Genomic DNA, 18,317 nt, shown 5'->3' on the forward strand with positions numbered 1-18,317 from the left:
GATCTTGATCTTGCTTTTGATCTTGATCTGCCCCGTCGGAAGGCCGAGCGCAGGTTCTGCGCAGTGGGCACCGCGGCAGGGATGCCGCGGTAGCCGCCCCCGGCCATGGATGGCCGATGGCGGCGGGCCCACGGAGCAGGACCGGAGCGAGGCACCGTACGTCAGGGGCGAAAGCGTTTGGTTACTTTGCGCTCTTCAAAGTCACCCGCCGTAAGGGCGGAACCAATAGCAGCCGTTACCGCAGAAACGGATATACCCCCCGACACCAGCCACCTTCAAATCATCGGCGAAGCACTCACCACCCGCAGCGCCAACCCTTCATAGGCATCCAGCGTAATAGTGAAATCCCCCTCCTGCGTCAAATCCCCTTCAACCCGCTCGTTAATGATGTCGACCACCGGCCCCGGCGCAATATTGGGCAGGTGCAAGGTTTCGGTGATCGGCGTCGATCCGAAATTCAGCGCGGTGATTTGCGTCCCCTTACCGGCCGGCAATTCGTGAACCATGACCAGCAGCCCGGGATGCTGCACATCCGGAATCAGGATCTGACGACTCGCGGCAATGTCGTAGGCGCGACGCGCGGCGAGGATTCTTTTGAGTTGCGAGACGAACGAATCCGGGTCCTTCAATTGACTGGGCAAGCTGCCATACAAGGTCTTCGGACGCGGCATTTCACCCGCGGACAGTGGCGCATCCGGATTGAGGTCCACCAGATCGTAGGCACCGCGGTGAATCCAGCGCGTGTCACCGTCGCCCATCAAATGCTCGACCTGTTCCGCCGGCAACGGTAGCGCGCCGACAAGGTCCCAGCCGGACAACGCGAACACGCCCGGTTGCATGGCGTTGTACATCACCAACAGCAAATGCACCTGGCGAATCTGCTGGATATCCGCCGCTGTGATCGAGTCGAGATCACGAATGCCCAACGCCGCCGTGATGATGCTGGCGGTGGTGCACGACACACCGTTGGTGACAAATTTCAGATTGTAGGGTGCATGCTCGCCCGCCAGACGCTCGTACATCTGCTCGCGAATGTGTTCACGCAAGATGCTGCCTGGAAAGGTCTGGCCCTGATAGAGGTAGGTGTCATGGGCGTGCAACGTCCAGAAATGCACCAGTTCCAGGGTCAGTTCGTCGTGGTTCTGCAAGGCGTGGATCAGCGAACCGGGGTCGATGCCGAGGGTGTGCATCTGCCGCAGCATCAAGCGCAGGAATTCGGTGTCGCCCATCAGCAACGCGTGCTGGTAGGCTGGTCGGGTGATGAAGTCGTAGGAAAGATCGGCGCCGCCGTGGGACATGCTGGCGATATCGTCGACGGTCAGGTTCAGCTCCTGGAAACTGAAACCGCCGGCCTTGCGGATCGCCCCGGCGAGCAACTGGTTACCGGTGATCGATAACGGGTGGCTTTCAGACCAGGCGGTGCCGTCGAGCTTGCGCTCCACGCCGAGGAATCCGTTGGCGTCCAGACGCAGGATTTTCGCGCCCATGACGTCAATGGCGTGCAGGGCATCGCCGATGATCATCTGTTGTGCGGCGAAGGTCGGGTCCAGCCAGTTCAGAGACGGCTGCCCTTCCTTGAAGTAATGCAGATAAACCCAGCGCCGTGGTTTGCCATCGACGCCGATCACGATCGGAGTCGCGCTCCAGTCGGTTTCCTTGACCCCCGGCTCGAAGAAGATCACGCGCTGCAACTGGCCGACGATGTAGTGCTTGTCCCGGAGCACGTCGACCTGCATAGGGCTGAGATTTTGCGCATCACGACCGTCGGCGATGTCCGGCAGCAACGGCCAGTCCTCCTCGCGGATTTCGACCATGTGGTAGAGACCCGGGTAGTCTTCGTAGGCCATCTCGGCCAGGCGGAAATCCGCGCCTTTGCCGGTGTGCGAAGGGATCACGTCATCGATGATCACCGCGTTGTGCGCGGCGGCCATGCGCACCAGCGCCTGGAGCTGCGCCTCGGTGCCCAGTTGCGGGTCGATCTCGAAACTGATGCGGTCGAAATTGCCGTCAATGGTCGGTGTGCGTTGGGTGCCGGTCAGGCCGCCAGACATTTTCAGCGGACCGTTATGAATGCCCTGGATGCCGATTCTCGACAGCGCATGCCATAAGGTTTCATCGCCCAGGGCTTCCAGCACGGTGCCGTCTTCGCGAGTGACGATGGACGCCGGGTAGGCAGTGAACCACACCGACGCCAGGGCCGAGGCATCGCGGGGCCGGGTATGGGCATAGGGCTGTTGCCACAGCCGACCTTGCCCCGAATAGAGCTTGGCCCGCTGCCGGGCGGCATGAAGCATCGATTGTTCAACCAGCCAGGTCACATGATTTTTGTCAGCCGCGGTCATAAAAACTGTTACCTGTTGTCGGGGTAAATTTGCGCTTGGCCATCCCATGCGTACCTGCACCGGCGGACCCGTCCTTTTCATATGAGGCCCTGAGGCGGCATTCGTTGCATCGACGCTGGACGAATCAGAGCCCGCCTGCTGTTTCAAGTCATACCTGGGAATGAGTTGTTAACACCTACATATCCCCGCAGACAACCTAGGCATAAGTGACGCACCTGCGCGTCTCTTTAAGATACAGCCATCAAATACCCACGCTTGATCAGACAAAAAACGTTCCTGGGTCGCGTCACTACGACGGTCTCTCGCGGACCGTTGCACGCATGCAAAACCCTTGTTGCTTGAACATCCCTTGATCAAATAAGGAGAACAGGATGAAAACTCCAAACGTCGTATTGGGCATCGCCCTGCTTGCTACCACTGGCTTGATAACGGCAACGATTCACGCCGCCGAACCTCGCGACGCAGCTGCCAGCGGCAGCCGAACAGGCGGAGATCGGGATGCTGTTGCACCGTTGGTCCAACACGCTTCCGACAAACCCACCCACCCGCACGTTGCCGAAGGCGGTGCCGATCGCTTGAAAGAACGGCAATTGGCGTCGGACGGCTCTGATCGCCTCAAGCAGAACCGTGTCGCCGAGGGCGGTGCCGACCGCCTGAAAGAACGGCAACTGGCAGCCGACGCCTCCGATCACCTCAAGCAGAATCGCGTCGCTTTCGGGGCCAACAGTCGGATGCGTGGCACGCGTGTCGCGGAAGGCGGCTCCGATCGTTTGATGCAGAACCGTGTTGCCGATGGTGGCTACGACTCCGGTTCAGACATGAACGCCGACTTCTGCTTCGCCTGCCGCTGATCGAGCATTGATTCAGGGCTCGGCTGACGGGCTCGATAAACAGAAAGCCCCTCCATGAGGGTAATGCGGTTCACTTAAGCGCGGTACTTCAGACATAGCTACTTTTGTGGCGAGGGAGCTTGCTCCCGCTGGGCTGCGTAGCGGCCCCAAAAATCCGACAACACCGTCGATTTTTGTGAGTGCTCCGCACTCAAGCGGGAGCAAGCTCCCTCGCCACAGGTTCTCTGTGACTGAAGAGGTTTAAGTGAACAGCATCACCTCCACGAGGGGCTTTTTTCATACGCCAATATTCAGGACGATTTTTGGCCGAAATTCAGGGGTTTATGTCCTATTGAAGGGCAAACATTTGCTTCTAGCATAGGCACCCGACTCCGCCCCTCGATACCAGGAGTGCATGACCGAGATGAACAACAACAGGTCTTTCAATGCGCGCAAAGCCTTTCCATTTTTCAACAGTGCCAACGGCAAAGGGCAACGCATACCCTGCGAGACGAGCATTGGTGCAGCGATCGGCATCAGTTCCAACCCGCTGATCAACGCCCTGGGATGGCTGATCGGGCTGCTGGTGGCGTGCGGCATCGTGATCATCAATTCCGAGACACACACTGACCTGGCCCCGACGATTCTTTACATCACGTTGCTGTTGATGGCGGCGAACCTGTTTTCAATCAACGCCGTTATTTCAATCGCGCTGATGTGCATGCTGCTGCTGACGGCGACCTTTTTTTATAACGGCGGCTATCAACGCTGGGACTCGACAACGGGGTTCTTCCGCTGCCTGACCGCGCTGTCGGCGATCACCTTCCTGGCGCTGCGCAGCAAATATGCTGCCGACCGGCTGCGTCATAACGAGGTGTACCTGATCGGCGCCCAACGCCTGAGCCAGACCGGCAGCGTCGGCTTTCGCGCCGGCGCCGAAGCGATCTCCTGGTCGGATGAATCGGCGAGGATTTTTGAGTACCCGCTGACCGAAGCCCCGACCTTCTCCAAAGTCCTGGCACGCACTCATCCCGACGACCTTGCGCTGGTGCACGAGATCTTTGCCAAGGCGACGCGTCATGAAGCGCTGATTGAGGTCAAGCACCGCTTGTTGATGCCGGATGGACGCATCAAGCATGTGCACATGATCGCCAGTCCGCTGTTTACCCAGCATGAGCGCTCCAAATACGTCGGCGCACTGATGGACATCACCGCCAGCAAGCAAGCCGAAGAGGCCCTCTTCTGCGCCCAGGCACAACTGGCCCACGTCACCCGCGTCACCTCGCTGGGCGAGCTGGCCGCGTCGATTGCCCATGAAGTGAACCAGCCGCTGACGGCCATCACCAGCAGCAGCGAAGCCTGTCGCCGCTGGCTCGACCGCCCCGTCCCGGATCTGAACGAAGCGATCGCTTCCCTGGACCGCATCATCGCCAGCTCGTGCCGCGCCAGCGATGTCATCAGTCGCATCAGGACGCTGTCACGCAAGTGTGGGCCGCTGCGCCAGAGTGAGTCGCTGAACGACATCGTCAACGAGACGCTGAGCCTGGTTCAACAAGAGTTGGCACACCACAAAATCAGTCCGAAGGTCGATTTGGCCGCGTGCGCGGGTCGTGTCCATGCGGATCGGGTACAGCTGCAGCAAGTGATCATCAATCTGATCATCAACGCATGCCAGGCCTTGGCGGAGGTCGAAGTCTGCGAACGAATTCTGCACGTACGCACGTGGGTCAAGGACAACGAGGCGGTGGTGGAAGTGGCTGACCTGGGTTCGGGCATCGCGGCCCATGTCCTGCCGTCCTTGTTCACCCCCTTTTTCACGACCAAGGACAACGGCATGGGCATGGGCCTCTCCATCTGCCGCTCGATCATTGATTTTCATGGCGGCAGGATCTGGGCCACCAGCGCCATCGGTCACGGCGCCTCGTTCAAGGTCGCCTTGCCGCTGCTCGTCACCGTCGCCCACTAAACGGCTTGAACACCAGGACAACTGCTCCCAGGGAAGCTCCATGAACAAATACCACCCCATGAACAAAGTCAGCAACACCGAGCCTTTGGTCTTCATCGTCGATGATGATGCGCCGCTGCGTGAAGCACTCGGCAGCCTGCTGCGTTCCATCGGCCTGCAGGTCGAGCTGTTCGGTTCCGCTGCCGACTTCATGAAGTACAACCGTCCGGACATCCCCAGCTGCCTGGTGCTGGATGTGCGATTGCAAGGCTCCAGCGGGCTGGATTTCCAGCAGGAGCTGGTGGCCGCCAACATTAACCTGCCGATCGTTTTCATGACCGGGCACGGCGACATTGCCATGACAGTTCGCGCGATGAAGGCCGGCGCGGTGGATTTCCTCGAGAAACCCTTTCGCGAACAGGACTTGATTGATGCGGTATCCGCTGCCCACGCACGGGACAAGGTGCGGCGCGAGTCGGAGCGCGAAAACGATGAGTTGCGCAGCCGCTTTGCCACGCTGACCCCCAGAGAGCAAACGGTCATGGCATTGGCCGTGTCAGGCCTGATGAACAAGCAGATCGCCGGGGAAATCGGCTTGAGCCAGATCACCGTCAAGATCCACCGCGGCCAGGCCATGCGCAAGATGTTCGCCCGCTCGTTTGCCGACCTTGTCCGAATGGCGCAAGCGCTGGGAATCAACCGCCCTTAGGGACGGGTCTATACGCAGGTATACTGTGCCGCGCTTGGGGATTGGGTATCTTGCACTGATGGCGGGCACTCTTTATGGGCTACCCGATATCACCCAGGTACTTAAATGTCCTACCCCTTTATTGTTTCCGTGGTCGACGATGACGAGTCGGTTCGCATTGCACTGGACAGTTTATTGCGCTCCAACGGCTACACCGTCCGGGTATTCGCCACGGCCGAAGAGTTCCTCTCGACTAACGGTCCGCTGATCACCTCCTGCCTGATCTCCGATGTTCAAATGCCCGGCCTGTCGGGCATTCAGATGTATGAAGAACTCTCAGCCCGAGGCATTCACCTGCCGGTCATCTTCATCAGCGGATACCTGGATTCCCTGCCCCAGGTCAGCGCTACAGCCGTCAAACCCGTCGCATTTTTTCCCAAGCCATTCCCCTGTGGCGAATTGATTGCCTGTATCGAAGACATCCTCAATCGCTCCGCTTGAGCCCGCTCACCTGCGGTCAAATCACTCGGTCTGTGCGTTTTCATTTTGCCCGCTTAATACACGGGTATGCCTTGCTCATACTCATGCGTGTTTGCACTGACCCCAGGTAGAAGTGTCCCGCCCTCTTCCCGTCGATAACATCTCCCTTGTCTTCAGGTGTAGGGCGGTGACTGGCGTGTATGGCTTTTTTGAAAATCAGTATCGGGTGTTGAAGTTGTCTCATGTGCTGCTGATCGGCGGGCTGATCATGTTGGCGGTCGGGATCATCCTGGCCTACGGCTGTGAGGCCTACCTGACGCTGCCTGCCCTGGTGGGCGCGCATGCCATGACGATTCTGGGCCCGACGGCGATCAAGCTTGGTTATGTCATGCGGCTGCTGGCCCATAACCGCCTGCGCCTCAATCTGAAAGCGCAACTGCAGGACGCCGCTGCCTGATCCACCTTTTATAAAAGACCCGGCCAGCTCCCTCCTTGCTGAACCGGCGATTCCCAAACGCCCGCCAACCCGTTTTTTTGGCGGGTTTTTTTTGCTTCGAATTTACGCCGCCGCGCGTTCATTGTTCAGGGCTGGCAACGCAATGGCGAGCGCAAGGCCGATCAGTCCCGCAGCGACCAAAAAGGTGATTGCCATGCCATGGGCGACCGCTTCCGGGGCTGCGCTGGTGATGTCGGTTGTCGATGATGCCAGCGCAAACACCGCCCCCATGACCGAGGCGCCGGTGATGAGTCCGAGATTGCGCGACAGGCTGAGCAGGCCAGCGATAACGCCGCGCTGATCCTGACTCACGCCGATCATGATCAACGTGTTGTTGGCCGCCTGAAACAGCGCATAGCTGGCGGTGATCACGGCGATGGGCGCGAGGTAACCGAAGACGCCGAAACCCGTCGGCATCATGGACAGCACGCCAGCACCGAGCGCCATCGCGACGAGCCCGGAAGCGGTCATGCGCTGCGCGCCAAAACGGTCCACCAGGCGTCCGGCCGGTACGCCAGCCAGCGCGGCCACCAGCGGGCCGACTGACAACGTGAGCCCGACCAGCGCTGCATTCAACCCGAGTGCGCCCGAGAGATAAAACGGCCCGACCACCAGTGTCGACATCATCACCGTCGAGACGAGCATGCTCATGGCCAGACTCGCGCTCAACCCCCGCTCACGCAACAGCGTCAGTTTGATCAGCGGCGATGCAACCGTCGCCTCGATGAACAGGAAGACTCCGCTGCCAGCAACGGCGATCAGCAATAACGCGAGGTTGAGCGAACTCCAAACCCCTTCACCCAACGTCATTGCCAGTGCATACGCGCCGAGTGTCAGCGCCAGCACCAGCGTGCCTGCAACGTCAAAAGCACCGCGTTGAACCTTCGGCATTTGGCGATCAGCAGGCAAGTAGAGATACGCGAGCACCCCGTTCAAAATGCCCAGCGGCAAGTTGATCAGAAAAATCGCCTGCCAGCCGAAACCGGAGATCAGCACGCCGCCCAGCGCCGGACCCAGCGTGGTGCCGATCGCCGACATCGTGCCGAGCAAGCCCATGGCGCTGCCAGTCTGCGCTTTGGGCACCGTCTCACCGACAAAAGCCACAGTGAGCGCCAACATGATCGCCGCGCCGAGGCCTTGCACCGCTCGCGCGGCGACCAGCCACCACAGCGACGGCGCCAGACCACAGGCCAGTGACGCGAGCGAGAAGATGCCGATGCCGGCCAGCAGCAACCGGCGACGACCGACTATGTCGCCCAAGCGTCCAACGCTGACGATTAGCGTCGTGATCGCGAGCAGATACGCGAGGACGATCCACTGCACTTGCTGGAATGAGGCGTCGAGTGCCTGGGACAAAGTCGGCAAGCCTGCATTGGCGATGCTGGTGTCGAGCGAAGGCATCAACATCGACAACGAAAGGCTGGCGAGCGCCCAGCGGACCGAGCGGGATTGCGTGATGGTTTTCATGGTTGGGCCACTGATGAAGAGTTGGCCTTCAGCGTATGCCCGCGCCTGATAGGGCGGAAGACGCACCACTTGCACTTGATACCTGCACGCAACGCCATGTCATCGTCCGGCCGTGCTAACGTTGAAGCATGACAACTCCTGACCTGAACCTGCTGATTACCCTCGATGCGCTGCTCGCCGAAGGCAGTGTGGCGCGTGCCGCCCAACGACTGCGACTGAGCCCGTCGGCGATGAGCCGGGCACTGGCGCGCCTGCGTGAAACCACCGGCGACCCACTGCTGGTCCGCGCCGGACGCGGGCTGGTACCGACACCCCGAGCGCTGGAACTGCGTGAGCAGGTCAGCCAACTGGTGCAGCACGCCGAAGCGGTGCTGCGCCCCGCCGTGCAGCTCGACCTCAAGCAGCTAGTGCGCACCTTCACCCTGCGCACCAGCGACGGCTTTGTGGAGAATTTCGGGCCGGCGCTGATTGCTCGCCTCAGCGAAGAGGCACCCGGCGTACGGCTGCACTTTTTACAGAAACTGAACCAGGACAGCGCGCTGCTGCGAGACGGCACGGTCGATCTGGAGACCGGCGTTGTCGCGGACAGCACCAGCCCGGAAGTGCGCACCCGCGCGTTGTACCAGGACCGTTTTATCGGCGTGGTACGCCCGGGTCATGCACTGAGCAAGGGCAAGATCACCCCCGCCCGGTATGCGTCCGGCCGGCATGTCCTGGTCTCGCGACGCGGGCGGGACAAAGGGCCGATGGATGACGCCTTGAAACCGCTTGGACTGACGCGGGAGATCGTGACCATCGTCGGCGGCTTCTGCGCAGCGCTGGCGCTGGCTCGGGCGTCGGACCTGATCGCTACGGTGCCCGAACGCCACACCCACAATCTGCGTGCCGGCCTGCACAGTTTTGCCCTTCCGGTTTCCACGCCGGTGATCACCATTTCAATGCTCTGGCACCCGCGAATGGACGCCGACGCCGCGCACCAGTGGTTGCGCGGATGTATTCGCGAGGTGTGTGCGGGGTCGCTGGATTAGCGCTTATTGAATGCTTTCGCTCCCACAGGTTCGGCGGCCAAGTCGGCGAACCGGGTCTAGACTCAATGCGTTGCTTCGGGCCACACCGGTCAGGCCAGCGATCTGGATATGAGGGAACGTCATGAGCGACAAAATTGATTTACGCAAGTACTCCTCGCAAGTGGTCGACGGCGTGGAGCGCGCGCCCGGCCGTTCCATGCTGCGTGCCGTGGGCTTCACCGATGAGGACTTCAAAAAGCCGCAGATCGGCATCGCCTCGACGTGGGCGATGGTCACGCCGTGCAACATGCACATCGACAAGCTCGCCGTTGAAGCGGAAAAAGGCGCAAATGCTGCCGGCGCCAAGGGCGTCATTTTCAACACCATCACCATTTCCGACGGCATCGCCAACGGCACCGAAGGCATGAAGTATTCGCTGGTGTCGCGGGAAGTGATCGCCGATTCCATCGAGGTGGTGGCCGGTTGCGAAGGCTTTGACGGCCTGGTGACCGTGGGCGGTTGCGACAAGAACATGCCGGGGTGCCTGATCGGCATGGCGCGGCTGAACCGCCCGTCGATCTTCGTCTATGGCGGCACCATCCGCCCGGGCGCCGGCCACACCGACATCATTTCCGTGTTCGAAGCCGTGGGCCAAAATGCACGCGGCGATATCAACGAGATTCAGGTCAAGCAAATTGAGGAAGTGGCGATTCCCGGTCCCGGTTCCTGCGGCGGCATGTACACGGCCAACACCATGGCTTCTGCCATCGAGGCATTGGGCATGAGCCTGCCGGGTTCCAGCTCCCAGGACGCCGTCGGCAGCGATAAGGCGTCAGACAGTTTCCGCGCCGGTCAGCAGGTCATGGAGCTGTTGAAGCTGGACCTCAAACCACGCGATATCATGACTCGCAAAGCTTTCGAGAACGCCATCCGCGTGGTGATCGCCCTCGCCGGCTCGACCAATGCAGTGCTGCATCTGCTGGCCATGGCGCATGCGGTGGATGTCGAACTGACGCTGGATGATTTCGTCGAGTTGGGCAAGGTCTCCCCAGTGGTGGCCGACCTGCGCCCCAGCGGCCAATACATGATGAGCGAGCTGGTGGCCATCGGCGGCATCCAGCCGCTGATGAAACGCATGCTCGCGGCCGGCATGTTGCACGGCGATGTGATGACAGTGACCGGCAAGACCCTGGCAGAAAACCTGGAAAACGTACCTGATTATCCCGAGGGCCAGGACGTGATCCTGCCGTTCGACCAGCCGGTCAAAAAGGACTCTCATCTGGTGGTGCTGCGCGGCAACCTTTCACCCACTGGCGCCGTAGCCAAGATCACTGGCAAGGAAGGTTTGCGCTTTGAAGGCACGGCGCGCGTTTATCACGGTGAAGAAGGTGCGTTGGCCGGGATTCTCAATGGCGAAGTCAAAGCCGGCGACGTCATCGTCATTCGCTACGAAGGGCCCAAAGGTGGGCCGGGCATGCGCGAAATGCTCTCGCCGACGTCAGCGGTCATGGGCAAAGGGCTGGGCAAGGAAGTCGCGTTGATCACCGACGGCCGCTTTTCCGGTGGCTCCCATGGTTTTGTCGTGGGGCATATCACGCCGGAAGCCTTTGAGGGCGGGCCGATTGCGCTGATTGAAGATGGCGACACGATCACCATCGATGCAGAAACCCGGCAGATTACGGTGGATGTATCCGACGCTGAATTGGCTGAGCGCAAGACCCGTTGGGTGAGGCCGGAATCCAAGTACAAACGCGGGGTGTTGGCCAAGTATGCGAAGACCGTGTCCAGTGCTTCGGAGGGGGCGGTTACGGATAAATATCTTTAGGGATGGGCGCCAGACCTGTGGTTTTGCGTTGTCTGATCTGCCGCCTTCGCGAGCAAGCCCGCTCCCACACTTGATCCGCGTCAAACACAAAACCTGTGTTCAATGAAGATCTAATGTGGGAGCGGGCTTGCTCGCGAAGAGGCCTTCACAATCACTGCAAATCAATGGATCGGCACACGAACCTCAAAGCCGAAACCGATCCACCGACTGCGACAGCTTGCCCGCCAAGGTCGACAACTCATCGGTCGTCGAAGCCGTCTGGCCAATCACCTTGCTGTTGCCTTCCGACATGCCCGCAATCATGTCCACCTGATGGGCGATTTCGTTACTGGCCAGGCTCTGTTCACCAATCGTGCGGGTGATGTCGTTCACCAGCTCGGTGGTGTTGAGCGTGGCCTGGAGGATTTCGCGGATGGCGCGTTCGACGTCGGCGGTCACGGCCATGCCTTTGTCGACCTGTGCAACGCCCGCCTCCATGCTGGTCACCGCCTCGCGGGTGCTTTGCTGGATGCGCGAGACCATGCTGGCAATTTCCTGCGTAGAGGCGCTGGTGCGTCCCGCGAGGCTGCGAACTTCGTCGGCCACCACGGCAAAACCACGGCCCTGCTCACCGGCACGGGCAGCTTCGATCGCGGCGTTGAGGGCCAGCAAATTGGTTTGATCGGCGATACCCTTGATCACCTGAATGATGCTGAAAATCCCCTCGGACTCCTTGTCCAGCGTGCGGATCACTTGGGCTGACTGCTGCGCCGAACGGGCTATGCCATCCATGTCGTTGACCACTTGATGAATCACGCGACCGCCATCCTTGGCCAGTGCCTCGGCCTGGTTAGCCATGTTCAGTGCGCGTTCGGCGTGACGGGTGATTTCCTCGATGCTCGCGGTCATTTCACTGGCGGCAGCGGCCATGGTGCTGGCGGCGACGCTCTGCTGCTGGCTGCTGTCGGCGACCTGGTGGCAGCCACTGCTTAACTGCACGCTCATGCCACTCACGCCGTGAGCGTTGCTGCGAACCACCTCGATCATGCCGCGCAAGTCGCGCTGCATGGTGGCCAGACTGCGGATCAAGGCACTGGCTTCGTCGTTGTGGGTCGGTTCGACGATCGGCTCGCTCAGGTTGCCGTGGGCGATGCTTTTGGCAATGCGGCTTGCGGTCTGCAACGGCCCCATGATGCTCAGAATCACCCAGCGGCCCTGGATAAGCAGTAACAGAAGGCTGGCGATCAGGACGATACCCAGCGTGAAGTTGGCGCTGCTGATGGCCTGCTCAGTGCTTTTGCTGGTCTGTTGGGTGTTGGTTTCGATCACCTCGCTGAGGGCCGCCATCTGGTCTTCCAGCTGGCTGAACGCGGTATTGAACGTGCCCAGTTCCTTTTGCGCGGAATCCGGATTTTCCAGCGCCAGACCGACAATGCGCTCGGCCGCACCGATGTAGGTATCGAGGCTCGGCTTGACCTTGTTCAGGCCAGTCTTGATGGTGTCGTTGACCGGCAACTTCAGGTTTTCACCCAGCACGTCACGAAAATGCGCCGCATGCCCCTCGATGGAACTGCGCACCTCGGCTTTGCTGCTGGTGCTTTTGCCCAGACCGACCACCATCGCAGACAGCACATCGGCGCGCAGTGCGTCGTGCATCATGTCGGCTTCAAGGTGATTGCGCAGCGCGGTCATGCTGACCTCGTTGTCCTTCACCGCCTCGGCCATCCGGGTGTTTCCCACGTAACTGACCAGGCTCACGATCAACGCGGTGAGCAAGCTCGTACCAATCAGCAGCAACAAGCGTAATTTTATAGACATGGGGTAACCCTCTCGGTACGTCGCATTTATGAACACGTTATCGGCTGCGCCGGCAAGTCTTTGAAGCCTGACGCCGGACTTTCGGTGTTTTGCGACATGCGGTAGTGACAGCCGGTTTTTCCAGCGCAAATTTCCCCTCTTCACGCCTGAACCTAGTGCCTGAACGCAAGTCTTAGCCGAGCCATGAATTCCCATTGCCGCTGTCATCTCATCAGAGCTGCCCGTCACATGCGCCAACCTCGCCATGCCTTTCGTCTTGTTTCGCTCTGTTTCATAACTTTGCTTCCTCTGTTTGCCGGCGGATCGAGCAAGAGCCGCTGGTTACCGAGGCCGGCAGATCGGCGAAAACATCGCCGCCGGGCAGAGCTCACCGGGCAAGGCAATGGCAGGTTGGCTGGCCAGCCCCGGGCATTGCGCCAATTTGATGAACCCTATGTTTACCCAGGTGGGCGCGGCGTATGCGGCGGACGCGCGCAGTGATGAAGGGGTTTACTGGACGATGGTGTTTGGTTCGCCGTGATCCTGATTCTGCGCTGTCGCTTTCTGAGCGGTGAAGTCATGGCCAAACCTTGCGCCGGGCCGCTAAAGTGGCGCGACGAAAATCAGGGAACCGATGAACATGGATGAGCTTCACCAAGGCAGTTGCCTATGCGGCGCCGTTGAATATCACGTATCCACTGAACTGAAAGCCGTCACCCACTGCCATTGCAAAAAATGCCAAAAGAGCCATGGAGCGGCATTCGCGACGTATGCGAGCGCTCCCAGGTCGGCGATTTCAGTAATTGCGGATGCAACGGCGCTCAAGGGCTACGAATCGTCCAAAGGCGTCACACGCCAGTTCTGCTCCCACTGCGGGTCTTCGCTGTTCTGGTCAGATTCGAAGGGGGCGTTTTCGGACTGGGTTTCGATAGCGATCGGTACGCTGGATACGCCTTTCCTGACCTTAAAGCAGAAACACACCTGTATTGAGTCCAAAGCGTGCTGGTACGAAGCCGATTCGCTATAGGGCTAGCGCTTGCGCGCCAGCCGCTGCTTCCAATTGCCACCATTGGCGCGCTGACATTGCTCTTCAGAATCAAACTGCACATGGGCCGCGACCGATCTGACGTGTACATCCGCTTCGCTTAATGCTGTCGCCGTCAGTTCGACCATGCGCTCGCCCTGCCCGCTCGCCAGCGCCTGATCCTTGTTGGCCTGGGTGTCGAAGATCCAAATTACCCTGAGGCTGGATGGAAACACGTCGTAATCGACTTCGTGGGTCAGCCATTCAAAGCCGACGATGTGCACTTTGGCCGTTTCGCATGCCTCGGTCAGGGTGGCAATCAGGCGACGCTCGATGTGTGCCTGATCGCGTTTGCTTAAACCCATGGGGAATCCTTGAAATTGTCGAGATTTAAAATCAGGTTCAATGGTGCATTGTTTTCGGGCAATTGATGCCCCTGACAATCATTGTCCGATTTCTTGATAAACAGCGAGTTCAGGACGAAGATATTCGTCCGGAATGAAGGCCGGCTCTGCCACCTTCAACTGCCGAATCCGGTAATCGCCGAGACGCCCGGCAATCAACCTGCACGATTGCGAGAGGGAATGACATGAACACCTATCAGCCGTTGAACTGCGATCTGCACGACTACCTGGAGATCGCCTGCCTGTACGGTTATCGCCTGGATATCGAGTTGAACGACGGCGCACGTCTGGTCGCCAAGGCACTGACGACGCGAACCTCCAGCGACAAGGAAGAGTTTCTCTGCCTTAAGACCGCTGACGGCCAGCATGAAGTCCGCCTGGATCAACTGCTGGCCATCACGCCGCTGGATGCCAATGCGCAGTTTGGGCGGGTGGTGCTTCAGGGAGCGGTTTGCCGTTTTTGAGCGGCCCATTGGGTGCTTCAATACAGCACGCCCCCAGCATCACGCATGAATCTCGATGGTCTTGGGCCCAACCCCTTCGAACGCTCGGTGGTAGTCCTCTCCCGCAATAGCGCGCAGATACGCTTGATCCGCCTCAACCCTGAGGTCGCGCCACTCCTGCCAGCTCACGATGCCCAGGCGATCCATCTCGTCAGACTGACGAATCAGTTCTTCGTGATAGGCGTCGGGACACTCCATGCGCAGCCTCAAATCCTCAAGGGCAAGATGCCAGGCGTTGAGCGCTCGCAGCTTTAGCTCTTGAGCCGGTGTCAGCAGATTGGCAAACGAGTGCATGGCAGCGCCCCCCGAGAGTTCTTTCAGAATGGATCAATCCATCGTGAACACGGTTCAGGCATGCCGACCAAAGGCAGGTTTTTCAAGGCTGCGCCCCAATGGCTACGTGACGACCTGGCGGATGAAGGTGGTGCTGGACCTGCTGTGCGACGGAGTTCAGATCAAGGTGATCGCTGCGTCAGCCGGGTACAGCTCGCAAGCTTCTTTCTCCCGCATTTTTGCGTCTTCCATCGCTTTAAGTTTTATACTTCTGTCCCCGCGGCCAATACACCGGGGTGCGTTATCGCCACCCCCCATGGAAGACGTCCGCGCACGACACATCAATCGAATGGAATCCATCACAATGAGTTTCACTGCTATACAAAAAGTATCCACTAAAGCCTGGTTCGCGATTGTGGCCCTGGTGACAGTTCTAAGCGGCATTGCAACGATTTACGCCACGTTTCACGAAGCCAACCCCAACAATCCCCGCTTCATCGGTCGCTGGACGACCGATTACACCTACCCGTTCACCAACGGCACGTTCGAATTCAAGGGCATGACCGAGTATTTCCGCACAGGCCGGTACAACGTCAATGGCATTGTCATTCTTGACGGAACCGCTGAATCCAAACCCTACCGTCTTGAGTACAGCGTAAACGGTGCCGGCAGTTGGACCGCCGATTCCAGCCTGCTTTCGTTCACGTTGGCTGACATGAAGTCGATGCCCAAGTCATACGTGATCAACGGCACTGCCGTTCCCCCCTCGCTGGTTGCCAGGTTGGCTGGGCCCTCCATGCCTACCTTTAGCGACGGTTTAGCGTCCGGCGCTTCCGACGAATTCAAAATCCTGACGATCAAGGACGATGAAATAACGCTTGAGGGTAAAGACCCGGCGGGGAATGCCTTCACCCTACAGACATACAGACATACAGACAGCACTAGGTTTGTGCGGGTCTGATCTGAAAACTTCAGTGGCTGTGCTGCCGTCTTCGCGGGCAAGCCACGCTCCCACAGGATTTGCGTCGTTGACATGAGGAGTGATCGACAAAAATCCCCTGTGGGTGCGTGGCTTTGCCCGCGAAGAGGCCCATAAACAACCCAAATCCTGATGATTCGACCGTCACTGCCACGGCCTTTGCGACTAACGGTGATATCACCTTACAGCCCGCCTCAATCCCTCTAATTCGGCGGTCTCAGACACCCAATCAAACTTCGCACATCGACGCGGCAGCTTGCTACAAATACCTGCTTACAATTTAGCCAATCATAAAACCCGATCCTGTACTACAGAGTGTTACGTTGAGCGCCTTATCGGGCCATGAGATGCCAACGTAGTCATGCGCATCAAACTTCACCGTTTTCCTGCCTTCTGTGCCTACCTCACACTGTTCTGTCTTTTTGCGACCGCATGGGTGATCAATCCTGCCAATACGCATTCTTCCTTTGCCCTGATCAGTCCAGTGATGGCAGTGGCCGGAAAAGTGGCCGAGCCCATTTATACCAGCCGGTTCGCCTCCTCCGGGCTCGTCGATTTCGTGCACTCCTCAGCGGTCACCGCCTTGCCCGACGGCAGCCTGATGACGGTCTGGTTCGCTGGCTCGCGCGAAGGCGCCGCCGATGTGCAGGTGCGCTCCGCCCGGTTCGATTCGAAAACCGGCGAATGGGGAGCGGAGCAGGTCCTGGCGACTCGGGACTCGACCCAACAGGGCACTCGGAAATACATCCGCAAACTGGGCAACCCGGTGGTAGCCCTCGCGCCGGATAACCGCGTGTGGTTGTTCTACGTGTCGGTGTCCATGGGTGGCTGGGCCGGTAGCGCGGTCAATGTGATGGTTTCCGACGACTTCGGTGAACACTGGTCCGCTCCGCGACAGCTGATCACGTCGCCCTTTCTGAACATCAGCACCCTGGTCCGCTCGGCACCGGTGTTTCATGCTGACGGGTCCATCGGACTGCCGGTCTACCACGAGTTTCTGGGCAAGTTTGCCGAGTACCTCTACTTGAGCGCCGACGGCGATGTGATCGACAAATTCCGCATCAGCCACGGCAAGAATTCTTTGCAGCCCACGGTGGTTCCGCTCGACGGCAAGCGCGGCATTGCCTTGCTGCGTTATGCCGGCAACACCCACCACCGTGTTCTGGCGGCCCGCACCGAAGATGCCGGGCAAACCTGGAGCGAGCCCTATCCGCTCGATCCCTCGAATCCGAACTCCTCGCTGGCAGCCGTCGCGACACCCGAACACGGCTTGCTGGTCGCGCTCAACGACCTGCAGGAGGGACGCTTCAAGCTGAGCCTGTACGGGACCGATGCCAAAATGGACGATTGGCGCTCATTGCGCGACCTGGATAAATCACCTGATCCACAGGGCGCTCCGTTTTCTCCTGAAGCCTACAAGGAGATCATCGGCAGAGAGTTCCGTGGGTCGAGCGGTGCGCGCCGCCAACCGCTGGAAGCGGAGTTCCTGGATAACCTCGACAACCGTGTCTGTAAAAACCAGGAGTGTGAATTCGAATACGAATACCCGTATTTCATCCGCAGTCCTGACGGCATGTATCACTTGGTTTATTCCTGGAACAACACCTTCATCAAGCACGTTACCTTTAACGATGCATGGCTTAACGAGCGTCTCAAATGATCAGCCTGTGGCAAGCCCATGTCAGCTTCGCAATGATCATCTTCCTGGTGCTGCCTTCGTTCGGCTTGCCCAGAACCTCGCGGATCGCACTGCTGGCCGCATTGCTGGCCGTCAGCTTCATCTCGCCGGACGGTTTGTCGTTTGCCGCGTATTTGCGCAGCTACATTGATGACCTGGCGATCACCACCCTGGTGTTCATGGCGTGGGGCTGCTTGCGCCGGCTGGACATGTTGCCACCGGCACGGGGCAAAAACGGCGTATTGATCCTCTTCGCCGCGATGGCCGTGGTGCTGTACCCGGCCACCCTGGGCATGAGTGATCTGGACCCCTATCGCTTCGGGTACAGCCCGCGGCCCATGTTGATTCTCTTCGCCGCGCTCACACTGGGCCTGTTTTACCTGCGCAATGGCCTGGCCGTCTTGATGCTGGCCAGCGCAACCCTGGCCTTCATCGCCGGGATCAAGCCTTCGCAAAACTATTGGGATTACCTGGTCGATCCGCTGCTGGGTCTGTATTGCTGCGGCGCCCTGCTGATGCTTGCCGTACGCTGGATGTATCGCCGCTCAAACAAACGCCGTACTGCGATGAGCGACCAGATTAAATCCGCTTGAGATTTAA

At 59.4% G+C, this 18,317-nt stretch carries 17 protein-coding genes and 2 pseudogenes; 13 read left to right on the plus strand and 6 right to left on the minus strand.

Annotation, left to right across the window (positions count from 1 at the left end; genetic code table 11):
* Positions 1-275: 275 nt before the first annotated feature.
* A complete protein-coding gene (gene treS, locus ACA053_RS16290) occupies positions 276-2,342 on the minus strand; it encodes a maltose alpha-D-glucosyltransferase (protein WP_497393095.1) in 2,067 nt (688 codons plus the stop codon).
* A 371-nt stretch (positions 2,343-2,713) separates the two neighbouring features.
* Between treS and ACA053_RS16295 the strand changes: the two genes are divergently transcribed.
* The 5 genes from ACA053_RS16295 (at position 2,714) to ACA053_RS16315 (ending at position 6,742) form a co-directional block, all read left to right on the plus strand.
* Positions 2,714-3,193, plus strand: coding sequence for a phage infection protein (locus tag ACA053_RS16295; protein WP_497393097.1), 480 nt, complete (start codon positions 2,714-2,716; stop codon positions 3,191-3,193).
* Positions 3,194-3,587: 394 nt separating this feature from the next.
* The gene (locus ACA053_RS16300) at positions 3,588-5,138 is read left to right on the plus strand and encodes a sensor histidine kinase (protein WP_497393098.1); all 1,551 of its coding nucleotides are present in this window, start codon (positions 3,588-3,590) and stop codon (positions 5,136-5,138) included.
* A 40-nt stretch (positions 5,139-5,178) separates the two neighbouring features.
* Complete coding sequence (locus ACA053_RS16305; protein ID WP_256597428.1) at positions 5,179-5,826, plus strand: response regulator transcription factor; 648 nt, start codon at positions 5,179-5,181, stop codon at positions 5,824-5,826.
* 105 nt (positions 5,827-5,931) lie between these two features.
* A complete protein-coding gene (locus ACA053_RS16310) occupies positions 5,932-6,306 on the plus strand; it encodes a response regulator transcription factor (RefSeq protein ID WP_497393099.1) in 375 nt (124 codons plus the stop codon).
* A gap of 175 nt (positions 6,307-6,481) precedes the next feature.
* Positions 6,482-6,742, plus strand: a complete 261-nt coding sequence (locus ACA053_RS16315) for a transmembrane sensor/regulator PpyR (protein ID WP_497396182.1) — start codon at positions 6,482-6,484, stop codon at positions 6,740-6,742.
* A gap of 102 nt (positions 6,743-6,844) precedes the next feature.
* Here the strand turns inward: ACA053_RS16315 and ACA053_RS16320 are convergent, their stop codons facing one another.
* Positions 6,845-8,248, minus strand: a complete 1,404-nt coding sequence (locus tag ACA053_RS16320) for an MFS transporter (protein ID WP_497396184.1) — start codon at positions 8,246-8,248, stop codon at positions 6,845-6,847.
* Between the two features lie 128 nt (positions 8,249-8,376).
* Between ACA053_RS16320 and ACA053_RS16325 the strand changes: the two genes are divergently transcribed.
* A complete protein-coding gene (locus ACA053_RS16325) occupies positions 8,377-9,276 on the plus strand; it encodes a LysR family transcriptional regulator (RefSeq protein WP_497393100.1) in 900 nt (299 codons plus the stop codon).
* A 121-nt stretch (positions 9,277-9,397) separates the two neighbouring features.
* A complete protein-coding gene (ilvD, locus tag ACA053_RS16330; protein ID WP_497393101.1) occupies positions 9,398-11,080 on the plus strand; it encodes a dihydroxy-acid dehydratase in 1,683 nt (560 codons plus the stop codon).
* A 183-nt stretch (positions 11,081-11,263) separates the two neighbouring features.
* Here the strand turns inward: ilvD and ACA053_RS16335 are convergent, their stop codons facing one another.
* Together ACA053_RS16335 and ACA053_RS16340 are read right to left on the minus strand one after the other, a co-directional pair.
* Positions 11,264-12,127, minus strand: a complete 864-nt coding sequence (locus ACA053_RS16335) for a methyl-accepting chemotaxis protein (RefSeq protein ID WP_371922082.1) — start codon at positions 12,125-12,127, stop codon at positions 11,264-11,266.
* Positions 12,122-13,123: pseudogene (locus ACA053_RS16340) on the minus strand (MCP four helix bundle domain-containing protein); the annotation flags it as partial. The gene ACA053_RS16335 and the pseudogene ACA053_RS16340, both read right to left, overlap by 6 nt.
* Before the next feature lie 46 nt (positions 13,124-13,169).
* Between ACA053_RS16340 and ACA053_RS16345 the strand changes: the two are divergent.
* A pseudogene (locus tag ACA053_RS16345) lies at positions 13,170-13,397 on the plus strand (CAP domain-containing protein); the annotation flags it as partial.
* Positions 13,398-13,496: 99 nt separating this feature from the next.
* Entirely contained in the window at positions 13,497-13,883 is a 387-nt protein-coding gene (locus tag ACA053_RS16350) for a GFA family protein (RefSeq protein WP_497311772.1), read from the plus strand.
* 2 nt (positions 13,884-13,885) lie between these two features.
* Here ACA053_RS16350 and ACA053_RS16355 read toward each other — a convergent pair whose 3' ends face one another.
* Positions 13,886-14,245 (minus strand): hypothetical protein, encoded by a 360-nt coding sequence (locus ACA053_RS16355; protein ID WP_497311773.1) that lies wholly within the window; start codon positions 14,243-14,245, stop codon positions 13,886-13,888.
* A gap of 224 nt (positions 14,246-14,469) precedes the next feature.
* On the opposite strand from ACA053_RS16355, the gene ACA053_RS16360 reads away from it, so the two are divergent.
* A complete protein-coding gene (locus tag ACA053_RS16360) occupies positions 14,470-14,748 on the plus strand; it encodes a Rho-binding antiterminator (RefSeq protein ID WP_497311774.1) in 279 nt (92 codons plus the stop codon).
* A 39-nt stretch (positions 14,749-14,787) separates the two neighbouring features.
* Here ACA053_RS16360 and ACA053_RS16365 read toward each other — a convergent pair whose 3' ends face one another.
* Positions 14,788-15,081 carry a hypothetical protein gene (locus ACA053_RS16365; RefSeq protein ID WP_497393102.1) on the minus strand — a complete coding sequence of 98 codons (294 nt, stop codon included), beginning with the start codon at positions 15,079-15,081 and terminating at the stop codon, positions 14,788-14,790.
* A gap of 28 nt (positions 15,082-15,109) precedes the next feature.
* On the opposite strand from ACA053_RS16365, the gene ACA053_RS16370 reads away from it, so the two are divergent.
* The 3 genes from ACA053_RS16370 (at position 15,110) to ACA053_RS16380 (ending at position 18,310) form a co-directional block, all read left to right on the plus strand.
* Positions 15,110-16,021 carry a helix-turn-helix transcriptional regulator gene (locus ACA053_RS16370; RefSeq protein ID WP_497393103.1) on the plus strand — a complete coding sequence of 304 codons (912 nt, stop codon included), beginning with the start codon at positions 15,110-15,112 and terminating at the stop codon, positions 16,019-16,021.
* Between the two features lie 379 nt (positions 16,022-16,400).
* On the plus strand, positions 16,401-17,699 hold the full coding sequence (locus tag ACA053_RS16375) for a sialidase family protein (RefSeq protein ID WP_497393104.1): 1,299 nt from the start codon (positions 16,401-16,403) through the stop codon (positions 17,697-17,699).
* On the plus strand, positions 17,696-18,310 hold the full coding sequence (locus ACA053_RS16380) for a hypothetical protein (RefSeq protein WP_497311778.1): 615 nt from the start codon (positions 17,696-17,698) through the stop codon (positions 18,308-18,310). Before ACA053_RS16375 ends, ACA053_RS16380 begins: the two co-directional genes overlap by 4 nt.
* Positions 18,311-18,317: the final 7 nt, after the last annotated feature.

The sequence above is a fragment of the Pseudomonas sp. LBUM1672 genome (genome assembly GCF_059695655.1).